The sequence below is a fragment of the Rhizobium sp. R693 genome (assembly GCF_002211315.1).
Taxonomy (GTDB): domain Bacteria; phylum Pseudomonadota; class Alphaproteobacteria; order Rhizobiales; family Rhizobiaceae; genus Rhizobium.
The window spans coordinates 196584-212310 of the sequence record NZ_LOKY01000034.1 but is presented as its reverse complement, the minus strand read 5'-3'; the positions used below and the strand labels follow the sequence as shown (position 1 = coordinate 212310).

Here is a 15727-nt window from a genome sequence, read left to right as displayed (position 1 = left end):
GCGTTCTTTCTTGGAATTTGATGTACGTAACGCAAGCTGTGCGCATATCTCAGGGAGGAGATTTCAGCATGATCCGCAACCCGATCCTACCGGGCTTCAACCCGGATCCGTCCATCTGCCGTGTCGGGGACGATTATTATATCGCCACCTCGACCTTCGAATGGTATCCCGGCGTCCAGATCCATCATTCACGCGATCTCGTGAACTGGACGATGGTGCGGCGTCCGCTCGAGCGCCAGTCGCAGCTCGACATGCGTGGCAATCCCGATAGTTGCGGCGTGTGGGCGCCCTGTCTTTCCTATGCCGACGGGGTGTTCTGGCTGGTCTATACCGACGTCAAGCGCTTCGACGGCAACTTCAAGGATGCGCACAACTACATTGTGACTTCGCCAACGATCGAGGGCGGATGGTCCGAGCCTGTCTACGTGAATTCTTCCGGCTTCGACCCGTCGCTGTTCCATGACGATGACGGCCGCAAGTGGTTCCTGAACATGCAGTGGAACCACCGCACCGAGAGCTTCGGCGGCGCGCCGAAATCGCCGGCCTTCGACGGCATCCTCATGCAGGAGTGGGACGCGGCTACGAAGTCGCTGAAGGGGCCAATCAAGAACATCTTCGCCGGCAGTTCGCTCGGCCTCGTCGAAGGACCGCATCTCTTCAAGCGCAACGGCTACTACTACCTGACGACCGCCGAGGGCGGCACCGGCTACGATCATGCGGTGACAATGGCGCGTTCACGTGACATCGACGGTCCCTATGTGATGCATCCGAACAAGCACCTCATCACGTCGAAGGACCATCCGGAAGCCGTTCTTCAGCGGGCAGGGCACGGCCAGTATGTCGAAACGCCGGATGGCCAGGTCTATCATACGCATCTCTGCGGCCGGCCGATGCCGCCGAAGCGCCGCTGTACGCTCGGCCGCGAAACCAGCCTGCAGAAGTGCGTCTGGAAGGAAGATGGCTGGCTCTATCTCGAAAATGGCACGACCGTTCCCGATGTCACCGTGCCGGGACTGGCAGGTGCCGTGCCGGTCGAGAAGTCCATGCGCAGCGAATACAGCTTCGATGGCGTCAGCCTGCCTGCCGACTTCCAGTGGCTTCGCACGCCGAAGCCGGAGCGTATCTTCAACCTGACCGACCGGCCCGGACACCTCAGGCTAATCGCGCGTGAAAGCATCGGCTCGTGGTTCGAACAGTCTCTCGTCGCGCGCCGCCAGGAGCACCACAGCTTCCGGGCGGAGACGGTGGTCGAATTCGATCCCGACACCTACCAGCAGGTCGGCGGCCTGACCCACTATTACAACAGGCACAAATTTCATGCGATCGGCGTGACCCTGCATGAAAAGCTGGGACGGTGCGTCACGATCTTCTCCTGTGATGGCGACTACCCGAACAGCCGCCTCAGCTTCCCGGCAGGCAGCGGTGTGGCCATTCCGGCGGAGGGGCGTGTACAGCTTTCCATGGAAATCAGGGACAACGACCTTCAGTTTTTCTGGCAGACGGAAGGCAAGGGGGCGTGGCAGCCAATTGGTCCGGTCCTCGATGCGGGCGTCGTGTCAGATGAAGGCGGGCGTGGCGAACATGGCTCGTTTACGGGCGCCTTCGCCGGCGTCTTCGCCTTCGATACGTCGGGGCGTGCAAAGACGGCAGATTTCGACTGGTTCAACTACGACGAACTTTGATCGATGGCCCGATATCGCCCGGAAATCCGGGCGATATCGCATTTCGAAATTTAGGATATGCTTTTAAGCATCTGTTATGATTACAGAAGTTTAACTTAAGTTTCAGTTTCGGTTCATTTCTTCTGGCCTAGGTTCGTGGCGTGTTCAACACGAGGAACCTCCCAATGAAAAAGCTCACCACCATCCTTCTTGCCGCTACCGTGATTGCCGCTCCGCTGCTGGCAACGACTGAAGCGAGCGCCCAGGATCATCGTCGGCCGGTTGTTGTGGAGCGCGATGTTCACGTCAAGAAGTACAAGTGGACGCGCGGCCATCGCATGACGCCCACCGAGCGCCGCCACATGCGCGACGTGCGCGACTATCATCGCTACCGCCTGTCGGCTCCACCGCGCGGCTATCGTTGGGTACAGGTCGATAACGACTTCCTGCTCATCGGCTCGGTCAACGGCGTGATCGCGAATATTGTCATTCGCTAGGCACAACGCCGAATATGTGGAAGGGCGGCTTGAATGCCGCCCTTCTGATTCAATCGGGCGCCTGTTTGCGCAGGAGCCGCTGCATCGCGGCGGCCACCCGAGCAATGGCGCCGGTATCCGCTTCCGCTTGTCGCGGTGCAGCCAATCCCTCGATCGGCGGCAGAGGGTCACATTCCTCGCAGTGACAGCGATAGGTTTTCGGAGCTTGCGTCGTCACGCTACGCGCTCTTCCCAGCTCGCGAAGGTATCCGGCAGCACGCGCCATTTCTCGGGTGCAAAGGTCTCCTCCGGCACGAGGCAGGCATCGAGTTGCCGCCGTATCCAGTCCTCGTCCATCGGATCGCTGCCAATGAAGACGATCTCCTGCCGGCGGTCGCCCCAGATGGGATCGAGATAGGGCGATAGCGCTGTCATGAAGCGTTCGTCGTCCGGCCATCGCTCGCGCGGCACGGACGACCACCAGAGCCCCATCTTGCCTGTCCGCAGCAGTGCTCCGGCCTGGCTGACTTCGCCGACGTGATGCGGGCGCGTCGCCAGCCAGAAAAAGCCCTTCGCTCTGACGACCCCGGGCCAACCAGTATCGAAGAAGCGCTGCAGTTTGGCAGGTTCGAAGGGCCGCTTTTCCCGATAGACAAAGGAGCGGATGCTGTATTCCTCTGTCTCCGGCACATGGTCGGAAAAGCCGTGCAGTTCCTTGTACCAGAGCGGATGCGTTTCAGCGCGCTCGATGTCAAAGCGTCCTGTTCCCAGTACGTCGCGGAGGTCGACCTGGCCGAAATCGGTTTCAAGAAGCCTGGCGTCCGGGTTGAGCCCCACGATGATCTGCCGTGCTGCCTGACATTCAGCCGGCGTCGCAGTGCCGATCTTGTTGAGGATGATCACATCGGCGAATTCTATCAGTTCGACCAGGAGATCGATGATAGTGCGATTGTCGCCATCGCCTGCGGTTTCACCGCGATCGGCCAGAAAGTCCGCGGACGCATAATCGGAGAGCAGGTTGGCCGCATCGACCACCGTGACCATCGTATCGAGCCTGGCGATGTCGGAGAGGCTTGCACCGTTCTCGTCGCGGAACTCGAAGGTCGTCGCGATCGGCAGAGGTTGGGCATCCTGTTGATTCGATCAGGAGATAATCGAAGCGTCCCTGTTCCGCCAAGTGGCGGACTTCCTTTAAGAGATCGTCCTGCAGCGTGCAGCAGATGCAGCCGTTCGTCATCTCCACCAGCTCTTCGTCGGTCCGCGAGAGGTTGGCGCCACCATCGCGTACCAGGGCGGCGTCGATGTTGACCTCGCTCATGTCATTGAAACGGCGACACGCAGACCCGGACGGTTTCCAAGGATATGGTTGAGCAGCGTGGTCTTGCCGGCGCCCAGAAAGCCCGACAGCACCGTTACGGGAAGCTTCGTATTCATTCAGTTCTACGAGATGTTATATAATTACATGCTGAAAAAAGGCGGACTGCGAGGTCCGCCTTTGCCGTCTTCCTCAGCTTTCTCTCGAAAGGCAGTCCTTCATGCTGTTGGCAATGCCGTACATGAGGTTGAAATAGAGGTCCGGCCCGGCATCGAGCGTGGCGGCCTCGGGATCGAGGACGCCGGCTTTCGCCTTCGTCCCCTCGATCACCACATCGACCAATCGCGGCTGGAACTGCGGTTCGGCGAAGACGCAGGTGGCGCCGAGTTCGCCGACCTTCTTGTGGATCTCCGCGATGCGTTCCGCACCGGGGATGGTTTCGGGGCTGACGGTGATCGAACCGGCGACCCGTACGTGATAGCGGTTCTCGAAATATTGGTAGGCATCGTGGAAGACGATGAACGGCTTGTCCTTGACCGGTGACACGATACCGGTGATTTCCTTGTCCAGCGCGTCTAGTCGGTCGTCCAGCGTCTTGGCGTTGGCCTGGTAGGTGAGGGCATTGGCGGGGTCGGCTGCGACGAGGGTGGTGGTGATCTCGGCAGCCATCGCCTTGGCATTTTGCGGGTCAAGCCAGAGATGGGTGTCGAATGCCCCATGATCGTGGTCATGATCTGCGTCCGCATGGGCATGATCGTGCCCATGGCCGTCATGATGATCGTCGCCGTCGTGGTCACCGTCATCGTGCGGCTCGAAGGCGCCGCCTTCGCGGAAGTTGAGCTTCGTGAGGCCGGGCGCCTTGTCGAGTTCGGCGACGATGGCATCGGACCCGATCGCCTCCAGCGGCTTCTCCAGAAACGCCTCGAGCCCCGGGCCGACCCAGAATACCACTTTGGCGTTCTGTAGCGCGCGTGCGTTTGACGGCTTCATATTGTAGGTGTGGGGCGAGGCGGCACCATCGACGATCAGTTCGGCCGTGCCGACGCCCTGCATGATCGCCGATACGAGCGAGTGAACCGGCTTGATCGAGGTCACCACGACAGGCGCATCTGCCGTTCTGCCCGCCTCGGCAAAGAAGATGGCGGGGACTGCGAGGGTAAGGGCCATCGCGAATTTCATCCGTGTACTCCGCTTGAATTGCAATTGTTATGTTATTACATCAATTGCGTTATGCTATAACGTGTGCGATAGCAAGTCGCAACAGCACATTCGGAAAAATGATGTTCTCTCCCGCAAATTCCGAAGCGAAGCCCTTGGTCTCGCTTTCCAATGTCGGCGTTCGAAGAAACGGCCGCTGGCTCGTCCGCGGCGTGGATTTCTCCGTTTCGCGCGGCGAGATCGTGACGCTGATCGGGCCCAACGGCTCGGGAAAATCGACGACCGTCAAGACGGCGATCGGCGTATTGAAGCCCGACGAGGGAAGGGTGGAGCGCGCCGCCGGCCTCAAGGTCGGCTATGTGCCGCAGAAGCTGGCGATCGACTGGACGCTACCGCTCACAGTCCGCCGGCTGATGACGCTGACCGGACCTCTTTCCGACGCCGATATGGCGGCTGCTCTCGAAGCTGTGGGGCTGTCGCACATGCTCGGTGCCGAAGTGCAGCACCTGTCCGGCGGCGAGTTTCAGCGGGCCTTGATGGCGCGCGCGATCGCCCGCAAACCTGACCTCCTGGTGCTCGACGAACCGGTGCAGGGCGTTGATTTCTCGGGCGAGATCGCGATCTACGATCTGATCCAGTCGATCCGCAATACGACCGGCTGCGGCATTCTGTTAATCTCGCACGACCTGCATGTCGTCATGGCGGCAACCGATACGGTGATTTGCCTCAACGGTCACGTCTGCTGCCGCGGCACCCCGCAGGCGGTCACCCAGAGCGCGGAATACGTCCGCCTGTTCGGCAGTCGCGCGGCGCAGGCGCTCGCGGTCTACAGCCACCACCACGACCACACGCATCTGCCCGATGGTCGGGTGTTGCATTCCGATGGCTCCGTCACCGATCACTGCCACCCCGACGATGGCCATCATCATGACTATGATGGGCACGACCACACCCACCACGACCACGCAGGGCATGATCACGCCGGTCATAGCCATGACCACAGCCATGTCGGCGGTGATCATCATCATGCCGACGACCATATGCACGATCACAAGCAGCCCGCAGGAGAGCGCCATGTTTGACGATTTCTTCGTCCGCGCTATCCTTGCCGGCGTCGGGCTGGCGCTGACAACAGGCCCGCTTGGCTGCTTCATCATCTGGCGGCGCATGGCCTATTTCGGCGATACGATCGCCCATTCAGCACTGCTCGGCGTCGCGCTGTCGCTGCTACTGCAGTTCAACCTGACGCTCGCGGTGTTCCTAGTTGCGGCGACGGTGTCGATCCTCCTGCTGTTCCTTCAGAAGCGCCAGGCGCTGTCCGCGGATGCGCTGCTCGGTATCCTCTCGCATGCGACGCTGGCGATCGGTCTCGTCATGGTCGCCTTCATGAGTTGGGTGCGCATCGATCTCATCGCCTTTCTGTTCGGCGACATTCTTGCGGTCTCGAAGACTGATATCGTCATGATCTGGGGTGGCGGCATCCTCGTTCTGGCGGCGATTGCCTGGCTCTGGCGGCCGCTTCTGGCCTCCACCGTCAACCCCGAGCTTGCCGAGGCCGAAGGGCTGCAGCCGGAGCGGGCGCGGCTCTTCTTCATGCTGCTGATGGCCGTCGTCATCGCCATTGCCATGAAGATCGTCGGCATCATGCTGATCACCTCGCTTCTGATCATCCCGGCGGCGGCTGCTCGGCGCTTCGCCTCGACGCCGGAGGTGATGGCCATTTTCGCCTCGCTGATCGGCGCCGTTGCTGTGGTCGGCGGGCTGTTCGGGTCGCTGACCTACGACACGCCCTCCGGCCCGTCGATCGTCGTCGCAGCCTTGATCCTCTTCGTTTTGAGCCTGCTGCCGAAGCGCGGGCGCGGGCAGGCCTTGGAAGGACAACGTTCATGAATGCACCTGCTTTGACCAAGAACCAGACTCTCGTTTTCGAGGTTCTCGAAAAGGCCGACGGACCGCTCAGCGCCTACACGATCCTCGACAAGCTGCGCGATCACGGTTTTCGCGCGCCGCTGCAGGTCTACCGGGCGCTGGAGAAGCTGCTCGAATACGGTGTCGTGCACCGGCTCGAAAGTATCAATGCTTTCGTTGCCTGCGCGCATCCGGAGCAAAACTGCCACAGCCACGGCATCGTTGCGTTTGCGATCTGCGAGAGCTGCGGGCATGTCATGGAGTTCCATGACCACGAGGTCGATCACCGCCTCATGGATTGGACGCGCGGCAAGAAGTTCAAGGCAGAGAAGACCACAATCGAAATCCGTGGCCTGTGTGAGGCGTGTGCCGCTTAGACCAACGCCACGCTTACAACCGATATCCCGCAGCGATTGCGTATTTGATTGAATGTAATTATTGATTGTATCTTTGGCTGACTTATGATGTGCGGGGGGGCTGAGGGCTGCGGGATTGCAAAGACGATGGAAGCTCATTGAAGTATGGGAAACATCCATGCCTGTTGACGCGACTTTCGCACCAAAATCTGTAGACGAACTTCTTGAAGGCCTGCTGTCCGTCGCGGCCGGGACGGCAAGGGACCAAGGGACCGCCATTCGCGACGAGATGACCGACCAGCTGGGTTTCATCGCGCAGAAGACCGCCAAGGTCATGGCGCAGCTTGCGGCAAAATCACCGTCAAGGCTGCGGACCTGACGCTGCATCTTCTCGAACTCAATCTCAACAGCGCGCTGGCGGAGTTCGAGTTCCTGCTTTACGCAGCCGCGCAGAAAATCCTCAATGCCGTCTTCGATCTCGTGAAGACGGCCGTCAAGAACGTGACCGGCGTCGGTCTGCTGTTCTGACGCTCAGAGAGGGCGTAGGTCCCGCGCGAAACGCTGCCAGTTGCCGACATACTTCTCAGCGGAGCGGCGTAGCCCGGCGATTGCCGCCTCGTCGAGCGTACGGATAACCCGTGCGGGCGAGCCGACGATCAGAGAGTTATCGGGAAACTCCTTGCCCTCGGTGATCAGCGCATTGGCGCCGACCAGGCAGTTGTTGCCGATCTTCGCGCCGTTCAGCACCGTGGCGCCCATGCCGATCAGGGAATTGTCGCCGATCGTACAGCCATGCACGATGGCGTGATGACCAATCGTGCAGCCTTCGCCGATCGTTACCGGAAACCCCGGATCGGTGTGCAGCATTGCGCCTTCCTGGATATTCGTTGCCGCGCCAACCGTGATCGGTTCATTGTCGCCGCGCAGAACCGAGCCGAACCAGATGCCGACGTCGACGCCAAGTGAAACCTGACCAATGACGTGGGCGTCGGGCGCGATCCAATAGGTGCCCGATGGCGGCAGGTCCGGCGTCAATTCGCCAAGCGCATAGACGGGCATGACGTCTCCCCCTCAGGCCACGTTGACCGAAAGCGTGGCGATGCCGTCGATGCCGCAATCGACGCGGTCGCCCTTCTTCACGGCGCCGACGCCGGCCGGTGTGCCGGTCATGATGACGTCGCCGGGTGCCAGAATAAAGAGCTTCGACAGTTCGGCGATGATCTCCGGCACCTTCCAGATCATCTGGTTGAGGTCGCCATCCTGCGCGCGCTTGCCGTTGAGCTCCAGCCAGATCCTGCCTGACGAGGGGTGACCGAGCCTGGCTGCCGGGACGATCGGTGACACCGGTGCCGAATATTCGAAGGCCTTGGCGACCTCCCAGGGGCGGCCGAGCTTCTTCGCCTCTGCCTGCAGATCGCGACGTGTGAAGTCGATGCCGACCGCGTAGCCGTAGACGCAGCCGAGCGCCTTGTCGGCGGCGATATCCTGGCCGCCGGCCTTCAGCGCCAGCACGCACTCGACCTCGAAATGCACATCGCTTGACAGCGGCGGGTAGAGGAAATCCTTGCCTTCAGGCAGTAGGTTATCGGCGTTCTTCTGGAAAAAGAAGGGCGGCTCGCGGCTTGGATCATGCCCCATCTCGATCGCGTGGTCGGCATAGTTGCGCCCGACGCAATAGACGCGGCGCACGGGGAATGCCTCCGCTGTGCCCTCGACGGGAAGCAGGACGGGGTGCGGAAGCGGGATGACGGTGGCGGGAAGGAACATTGCAAGCTCTTGCTGTTCGTGAGTCCTGGCATCTTAAACGGAAACCAACGGCGGGGGAAAGCGTCGTTCGGCAAAGCAACCGTCATCGTTGCCTTGCATATCCTAACATTGCTGCCTTGCGCGGGGAAAACTGGCGTTTCGCCCGCCTTTAGGCTATGAGCGCGGCATGATGACATCCAATTTCTACGCCGAGGCCTTAAAAACCGGCCGGCCGATCTTCGCCGTTGCGCCGATGATAGACTGGACCGATCGGCATTGCCGCTATTTCCACCGGCAGATCAGCCGCAAGGCGCTGCTCTACACGGAAATGGTCGTGGCCGACGCGATCATCCATGGGCCACGCGAACGGCTGCTGTCCTTTGATGCGGCGGAGCATCCGGTGGCCCTGCAGCTTGGCGGATCGGATCCGGCGAAGCTTGCCGAGGCGGTCAGGATCGCGGCACCTTACGGCTACGACGAGATCAATCTCAATGTCGGTTGTCCCTCCGACCGGGTCCAATCCGGTACTTTCGGCGCCTGCCTGATGCTGACGCCCGACACCGTGGCGGCCTGCGTGGCGGCGATGAAGGCAGTGGCCGACGTGCCAGTGACGGTGAAGTGCCGGATCGGCGTCGACGAGCAGGATCCGGAGGTGACATTGCCCGATCTTCTGGACCGGGTGCTCGATGCCGGCGTCGATGCCGTCTGGATCCATGCGCGCAAGGCTTGGCTGAAGGGCCTGTCGCCGAAGGAGAACCGCGAGATCCCGCCGCTCGACTACGAGATCGTCTACCGCATGAAAGAGGCGCGGCCCGATGTCTTCGTCGGCATCAACGGCGGCATCCAGACGCTCGACGAGGCAGCTGATCATCTGAACCACATCGACGGCATCATGCTCGGGCGCGCGGCTTACCAGAATGCAGCTCTTCTCGCCGATGTCGACCATCGCTTCTACGGCGCGGCGGCGGAGACGGCCGACTGGGGCGCGATCCGCGACTGGATGATGGCCTATGCCGAGCGCCATATCGCCAACGGCGGCAGGCTGCAGCAGGTGGCACGGCATATGGTGGGGCTGTTTACCGGGTTGCCGGGTGCGCGGCGCTATCGGCAGATCCTCTCGACCGATGCGGTCAAGACGGGGGCGGGGCCCGAGGTGATCGCGGCCGCCTTTGCCGCGGTGGATTTCGAAGGCGCACGCGAAGCGGTCGGCGCCTAGCTTGGTGCTGCGCGATGCGCCGCTGACCTGTGAGCAGCGGGCGGCGAAGCTGTGCCCTGGCTGCCGGGCTGGACTCCGTTCGAGATGGCATTCTCACGCCGGCTAAAGAAAAGCTGGCGACGCGCGCCCTTGCGCGGAAAAAGCCTCTTCGACGTCTGTACTCATGCGCCCGTCTCATCTCCTTCGCCTTGGTCCGCACCTGGTTCCCGGACGTGCGGAAGTGCGGATCTTCGGAGCAAGTATCGCACCGTTGCGGAGAGCGGGGATATTCGTGTCCGCGAGGGCATGTCCGTGGAAGGCCGCCTGGAGCATCCCTTGCCGGCCGATCCGGCCACCATGCCCGCAAACGAAAACGGCGCCCCTCGCGGAGCGCCGTTCCATCCTGCCGAAACAGGAAATCTCAGATTAGTTAGCCGAGATGTTGACGGCCTTCGGGCCCTTGCCCATGCGATCCGGCTCGGTGTCGAAGGTGACCTGCTGGCCTTCGCGCAGCGACTGGATGCCCGAAGCCTGCAGCGCGGAGATGTGGACGAAAACGTCCTTCGCGCCGCCTTCCGGCGTAATGAAACCAAAACCCTTGTCCTGGTTGAAGAATTTTACGGTGCCCTTAGTGGCCATTGGGATAGTCCTTTTCCCTTAGTCTGTCTGGTATCCATCCCCCCGAGAGGAAATGAACGGCTTTAGCTTTCGCGCGTTCTCATTGAAAAATCGACGCGCGAAGGGTCAGTCGAGTAGTTCACGAACGGGGAAAGAACGTCTACGCACGCGGGTACCCCCACGCCGCCTTCCTGCCGGAAAGCTTTACCACATCAGTCCAGTCACCGGCATGCAAATGCCCGAGAGCCGCATTTGGTGACAGCATTCGAAGCAAAAGGCAAGCGGCAATATTGTGGCACGCGATTCTGGGCAGCGGGAATCGCCAAAGATTCAGACACTTGACGATTGGTAACCATGCACAGATGTTGCTGTCCCGTTTCCGGAAACTGTGCCGGAACGGCACTGCCGCGCCGCGAGCCCTTTCTCGGGCGTATCCGCAAGACGTGTGCAATCCTAACGGGCGGCGCCGCCGCCAAGCTTGTGCTGCACGAAATCGGCGCTGCCGCGGACGTGCGAGACCACCGGTTTGCCGCCGGCATCGGCGACGGCGTAGGCTATGATGGTGACATCTTCCTCGAAGGCCGAGACGTAAAGGACCTGCGCCGGATTGACATAGATCGCGTTGTTGTGGGTGTTCTTGAAGCCTACGAATGCCATGCATGTCTCCTTTCGCATTGCCGGGGCAGATATGCCACGCAGGGATTGATGCAAGTTTAACGAGCCGCCGCCCATCAGGCGCGTGGCGGCCGGCCGGGACGGTGTCAGGGGGCGTCGTGCGGCCGCTGCCCGGCCGCAATCCCGGCGCGAGGGGCTGCGTTGGCAATCTGCGCCTCGATCCTCTCGATCGCGTCGAGGCCACCATGGGCGCGATGGCCGGGCGGCAGGGCGTGGCGGACGATCTCGGTCACCGATTGGTGATATTCCGGCCTGTGCTTCAGCAGCAGGCGGTAGAGGTGGCCGGACTGCGCCGCCTCGTAGACGCTGGCGGCGAAATCGAAGAACTCGTCATGCGCCTTGCGTTCCTCGTCGGTCAGCATGGTGTAGCAGAGCGGCAGCCTGTTGTGGGTGAAGACGAGCAGGCAGGATCTCTTGCGGCGGCAGTTGCGCACGCCGCAGACCCTCGCCGGCAGACCGAGCATCTCGGCGGTGCGCAGGCGCAGGCTCAGCGTGCCGTAGTCGCCGATGCGGTGTTCCCGTTCGCTCATCGTCCCTTCGCCCGTTTTGTCTGCGGATCCCGTCATGTCTGCCCCTCCATCTCTGCGCCCGTCCGCCGGCGGCGGCGCGCGGCTTTGCCTTCACGCGGCTGGTTTCACCCGTGGTTTGATCCTTGCATCGGTTTGCCGGCCCTCGCGGGCGGTATAGTTCGGACGGCGCGCTCGAAAGAGCCTCATCTGAAAAGTGCAAAATGGCGCTGTCGAGCGCCCCGTTCGGCGGTTTATGCCCGCAACTCCGGTCCCTCTGCGGCCTTGCCCGAGGAAGCTTCGCTTCCGCTGGGGGCCATGTGTGCCACACAGGCCGTCCTGGGCTCAACTCGACGCCGCATTCGCGCGGGCGCCGCCGTCCCCGGAGGGAGACCATTTTCTGCGGACCCGGTGTGTGAGTTTTTGCGTCCTACCCTCTCACCCCGCGCCGGTCCCGACTCGGCGCAACGCCTTGCGGTGTATCCGTGACGGGACGAGGGGATGATGGCATGGGGGTGAGGGGCGGGGATGGAATCTTGAGTGAACGACTGATTTTTCTGGAAGAATAGTGCGCGCTATCCGCAATCACCGGCGTCCGCTTCGCGCCGATACCGTTGAAAAACTCGGCATTGCCGGTGCTTGAGACGCGTGATTCAATCCTCTGAGTGATTTGCAGAGGATTAGGCGAATGATGGGATGTCAGGTGGCTCCAGCGCGGCTCTTCTACGACTTCTGCCTTGATGATCACGTTCCCGCCAACCACCTGCTGTGCGCGGGATCGACCGGCATCTCGAACTCGACAGCGTCCGAGCACAGTTGAGACCTTTCTACAGCGGCACCGGTCGTCCCTCGATTGATCCGGAGCTGATGATGAGGATGCTGATCATCGGCTACTCCATGGGTATCCGCTCGGAGCGGCGCCTTTGCGAAGAGGTTCACCTCAATCTTGCCTATCGCTGGTTCTGCCGCCTCGGACTGGACGGTAAGGTGCCGGATCATTCCAGCTTCTCGAAGAACCGCCATGGCCGGTTTCGGCAGAGCGACATCCGGCGGCATATGTTCGAGACAGTGGTCGAGCGCTGCCTTGCGCAGGGACTGGTCGGCGCGGAAGGATTTGCGGTCGACGCCAGCCTGATCGCAGCGGACGCCAACAAGCAGCGCTCGGTGCCCGGCTCTGAATGGGAAGCCAAAGAAGAGAGCCGCTTCGGCTTGAGGCCGGGCTATATTGCCGCCGACAGCGCCTACGGTTCCGCCGACAATCTCGCTTGGTTGGTCAAGGAGAAGAAGATCGCCCCGCACATTCCCGTCTTCGACAAATCGAACCGGACAGACGGCACCTTCTCGCGTTCCGACTTCACCTGGGAAGCCGAAAATGATCGTTACATCTGCCCGGCAGGCAAGGAGCTGAAGCAGTTCCACCGCACCTACGCAACGCCCAGATCGGGTATCACAGCCAAGGGGACGCGGCTCTACCGCGCCAGCAAAAGGGACTGTGATCACTGCGAACTGAAACCCCAATGCTGCCCGAACATGCCTTTACGCAAAATACCGCGTGATCTCAACGAAGATGCCCGCGATGTCGCCCGAGCGATTGCTGCCACACCCCAATACGAGCAGTCCCGGCATCGTCGCAAGAAGGTCGAGATGCTCTTCGCTCACCTCAGGATTCTCCGCATGGCGCGTTTGAGGTTACGAGGTCCATGTGGTGCGCGGGACGAATTCCTGCTTGCCGCAACCGCACAAAACCTCCGGAGGCTGGCCAAACTCAGGCCACTACATGGCGTGATTGCCGCATGAGAGCAGCATAGACCGATACCTTGCGCTGGGGCGCGGGGCAGAGTGGCATACCTACTCCGCCAAAAAGCAGAAGCAGGCGGATGAGCAGCCAGTCCGACGAGTTTTTCAACGGTATCCGCCAACAGGAGACATAGGCTTCGTGTGGAGCTATAACGGATTTGGGGCCGACAGCCGACCGTCAGCCAAGGGGACACTAACACTAAGAAGCGGACATAAGAGCTCTGGCCACCATGGTCAGGGCCGCAGCCAAGCCTGAGGTTTTCGCAAGCCGCCAGCGCTTGTTCCGGCGGTGGGGCGATGTCAACATAGCCCTGGCTCGTGGCTACGAAAGCCCGCATCCGCGGCTTCTATCGATGGGGATCATATGACAACAGAAGCCGCCCAGATTAGTGCAACCCTGCTGTTGTTTGCCGCCATGATCGTGCCGTGGATCACGCGAAGATGGCCGCTCTGGGCGAGAGCCGCCTGGCGGGTGGCTGTGTTCGTCGCTCTCACCTATGCGGTACTGCAAATGGGAGGCTCGCCGTTTGCCCCGCAATTTGATGCTGCCCAGCCTGGCGACCGAGTATGGCAGCAAGTCATTGAGATCGGATGGTGGCTCGTTGCCGCCCAATGCGCAATTGGCATTGTCCGATTGTTGGTGGTCTTTGAGACCAAGCCGCGAGAAACGCGGATCGTTTCCGATCTGATGGCTGGCCTCATCCATCTTCTGACCCTGTTCGCCGTTGTCAATTTCGTCTTCGCCGTGCCGGTCGGTGGCCTCCTTGCCACCTCCGGCGTCATCGCGATCGTGTTGGGCCTAGCACTTCAGAGCAGCTTGTCAGACGTATTTTCAGGGGTCGCGGTCGGGATAGAGCGCCCCTATAGTCCCGGCGATCTGGTCTGGGTGGAAGGCGGGATCGAAGGCCGCGTCGTACAGGTAAATTGGCGTTCGACACATATCGCGACGTTGAACGGGGACGTCGCCATCGTCCCCAACAGCGTGATGGCAAAGGCGCGTCTGGTGAACCACAGTTTGCCGACGAAGGTGCGTCGCGTTTCCATCACGGTGAGGGTCGCAGCAAATGAACGGCCCGATCGCTGCATGGCGGTTCTGAACGCGGCGGTCAAAACCTGCGTGTTATTATCGGCGACGCCGCCTCCAAGCGTGGCCCGCTCCGAGCTTCAGGGCGACGGCGTGGCCTATGACATCAGCTTTACAATTCCCAGCATCGAAGTGTTCGTGGAGGCTCGGACTGAACTGCTGGGCCACATCCAATCCCATCTCCGGCACTCAGGCATTGCGCTTGCCGTTCCGGGCGTCCCGATCGAAGGGCGCTTACAAGTCCCAACGGCGGCAGCCCTTCTCCAGGAATCCGATTGGTTCGGAGTCCTCGCCGATGCCGATCGAAGTCTCTTGGCGGACCAACTGGTCCAAGTGTGGTTCGCCGCCGGCGATCAGCTTATGAAGCGGGGTGACGATCCGAAAGTGCTGTTCATCGTGGCATCGGGTACCGTCGAGATTACTGATGGCCTACCGGGTTCGACCGAAGTGATCTTCAGATTGGGGCCGGGCGGAAGCCTTGGGGCAATCGGCATGATTACAGGAACGCCCTACGCAGCAACGGCTACCGCATTGACGCCCGTGACCGCTTACCGCCTCGACAGAAAGGGCGTAGGGGACGCTATTGCGGCGCGCCCGGATCTGGTCAAGAGCCTAGAAGTATTGGCTCGCAGAGGGCAGGAACTGAACCGCAGGGACGTAGTTGCGCGCCAGGCCGACTATGCTGAACCGCCCGAGATGTTTCTGTCGAAGCTTCGTAGTTTTCTGCGAAAAATTTCTGAGAGCCCGCGCGACGAAGACCAACGGCGACACCGCTCGTAACCTCGCCAGAGCATCCTCAGCGCCGTCCCGACCTTTCGCGGTGTGGTACGGCACCCGCTGGGCCGCGGGGAGTCCGACGTGTGGTTCTGCCTGCATTGCGATGGGAGGATCACAGGCACGCAGATCGCCGAAAACCTTTGGCATTGTCCGGGGTTTGGGGCGTCGCCTCTCGATATCTTTGAAACGGCGTTCTGGTCTGAAGATGAAGGCAAGTCTTTCCTGCCGGTGAAAAAAAGCGGTACAGTCAGCCAAGATAAGCCAACAAGCAGAAATCGCACGAGCTTGATCTATACTATGGAACTTCAGCACAGCGGATGATGCTCTGATTTTGTACGTTGGCGACTAATTCATCAGAACGAGACAGGAATCGGCGGAGACCCCGGATCAGGTTCGGGGTGACGGCGAGGGAGAGGTCGGCGTTCCGGCCTCAACGTTTTCCTTGGTACGCTCGT

General features: G+C 61.1%; 15 protein-coding genes and 2 pseudogenes. 9 read left to right on the top strand and 8 right to left on the bottom strand.

Annotation, left to right across the window (positions count from 1 at the left end; genetic code table 11):
• Positions 1-68: 68 nt before the first annotated feature.
• The gene (locus tag ATY79_RS21750) at positions 69-1682 is read left to right on the top strand and encodes a glycoside hydrolase family 43 protein (RefSeq protein WP_088704840.1); all 1614 of its coding nucleotides are present in this window, start codon (positions 69-71) and stop codon (positions 1680-1682) included.
• A gap of 164 nt (positions 1683-1846) precedes the next feature.
• Entirely contained in the window at positions 1847-2158 is a 312-nt protein-coding gene (locus tag ATY79_RS21745) for an RcnB family protein (protein WP_088694371.1), read from the top strand.
• Positions 2159-2207: 49 nt separating this feature from the next.
• Here ATY79_RS21745 and ATY79_RS31005 read toward each other — a convergent pair whose 3' ends face one another.
• The 3 genes and pseudogenes from ATY79_RS31005 to znuA form a co-directional block, all read right to left on the bottom strand.
• Positions 2208-2375, bottom strand: a complete 168-nt coding sequence (locus ATY79_RS31005) for a hypothetical protein (protein WP_189638055.1) — start codon at positions 2373-2375, stop codon at positions 2208-2210.
• A pseudogene (locus ATY79_RS21740) lies at positions 2372-3571 on the bottom strand (GTP-binding protein). The gene ATY79_RS31005 and the pseudogene ATY79_RS21740 overlap by 4 nt, the downstream one beginning before the upstream one ends.
• A gap of 73 nt (positions 3572-3644) precedes the next feature.
• Complete coding sequence (gene znuA / locus ATY79_RS21735) at positions 3645-4631, bottom strand: zinc ABC transporter substrate-binding protein ZnuA (RefSeq protein ID WP_088694370.1); 987 nt, start codon at positions 4629-4631, stop codon at positions 3645-3647.
• A gap of 101 nt (positions 4632-4732) precedes the next feature.
• On the opposite strand from znuA, the gene ATY79_RS21730 reads away from it, so the two are divergent.
• The 4 genes from ATY79_RS21730 (at position 4733) to ATY79_RS21715 (ending at position 7253) form a co-directional block, all read left to right on the top strand.
• Positions 4733-5692, top strand: coding sequence for a metal ABC transporter ATP-binding protein (locus ATY79_RS21730; protein ID WP_088694369.1), 960 nt, complete (start codon positions 4733-4735; stop codon positions 5690-5692).
• A complete protein-coding gene (gene znuB / locus ATY79_RS21725; RefSeq protein WP_088694368.1) occupies positions 5685-6500 on the top strand; it encodes a zinc ABC transporter permease subunit ZnuB in 816 nt (271 codons plus the stop codon). The genes ATY79_RS21730 and znuB overlap by 8 nt, the downstream gene beginning before the upstream one ends.
• Positions 6497-6895 carry a Fur family transcriptional regulator gene (locus ATY79_RS21720; protein WP_088694367.1) on the top strand — a complete coding sequence of 133 codons (399 nt, stop codon included), beginning with the start codon at positions 6497-6499 and terminating at the stop codon, positions 6893-6895. Before znuB ends, ATY79_RS21720 begins: the two co-directional genes overlap by 4 nt.
• A gap of 157 nt (positions 6896-7052) precedes the next feature.
• Positions 7053-7253 carry a hypothetical protein gene (locus ATY79_RS21715; RefSeq protein ID WP_088694366.1) on the top strand — a complete coding sequence of 67 codons (201 nt, stop codon included), beginning with the start codon at positions 7053-7055 and terminating at the stop codon, positions 7251-7253.
• Between the two features lie 152 nt (positions 7254-7405).
• Here ATY79_RS21715 and ATY79_RS21710 read toward each other — a convergent pair whose 3' ends face one another.
• Complete coding sequence (locus ATY79_RS21710) at positions 7406-7933, bottom strand: gamma carbonic anhydrase family protein (protein ID WP_088694365.1); 528 nt, start codon at positions 7931-7933, stop codon at positions 7406-7408.
• 12 nt (positions 7934-7945) lie between these two features.
• Positions 7946-8641: a fumarylacetoacetate hydrolase family protein gene (locus tag ATY79_RS21705; protein WP_088694364.1), complete on the bottom strand. Its 696-nt coding sequence runs from the start codon at positions 8639-8641 to the stop codon at positions 7946-7948.
• Between the two features lie 166 nt (positions 8642-8807).
• Here ATY79_RS21705 and dusA point away from each other — a divergent pair, with 166 nt between their 5' ends.
• Positions 8808-9836, top strand: a complete 1029-nt coding sequence (dusA, locus tag ATY79_RS21700) for a tRNA dihydrouridine(20/20a) synthase DusA (protein WP_088694363.1) — start codon at positions 8808-8810, stop codon at positions 9834-9836.
• A gap of 405 nt (positions 9837-10241) precedes the next feature.
• Here dusA and ATY79_RS21695 read toward each other — a convergent pair whose 3' ends face one another.
• From ATY79_RS21695 to ATY79_RS21685, 3 genes are all read right to left on the bottom strand, one after another.
• Positions 10242-10454 carry a cold-shock protein gene (locus ATY79_RS21695; protein ID WP_007533154.1) on the bottom strand — a complete coding sequence of 71 codons (213 nt, stop codon included), beginning with the start codon at positions 10452-10454 and terminating at the stop codon, positions 10242-10244.
• Between the two features lie 432 nt (positions 10455-10886).
• Entirely contained in the window at positions 10887-11090 is a 204-nt protein-coding gene (locus tag ATY79_RS21690) for a hypothetical protein (RefSeq protein WP_088694362.1), read from the bottom strand.
• A gap of 104 nt (positions 11091-11194) precedes the next feature.
• A complete protein-coding gene (locus tag ATY79_RS21685; RefSeq protein ID WP_088694361.1) occupies positions 11195-11674 on the bottom strand; it encodes a hypothetical protein in 480 nt (159 codons plus the stop codon).
• 628 nt (positions 11675-12302) lie between these two features.
• On the opposite strand from ATY79_RS21685, the pseudogene ATY79_RS21680 reads away from it, so the two are divergent.
• Positions 12303-13411, top strand: a pseudogene (locus ATY79_RS21680) (IS1182 family transposase).
• Between the two features lie 364 nt (positions 13412-13775).
• Entirely contained in the window at positions 13776-15275 is a 1500-nt protein-coding gene (locus tag ATY79_RS21675; RefSeq protein WP_088694359.1) for a mechanosensitive ion channel family protein, read from the top strand.
• Positions 15276-15727 lie beyond the last annotated feature (452 nt).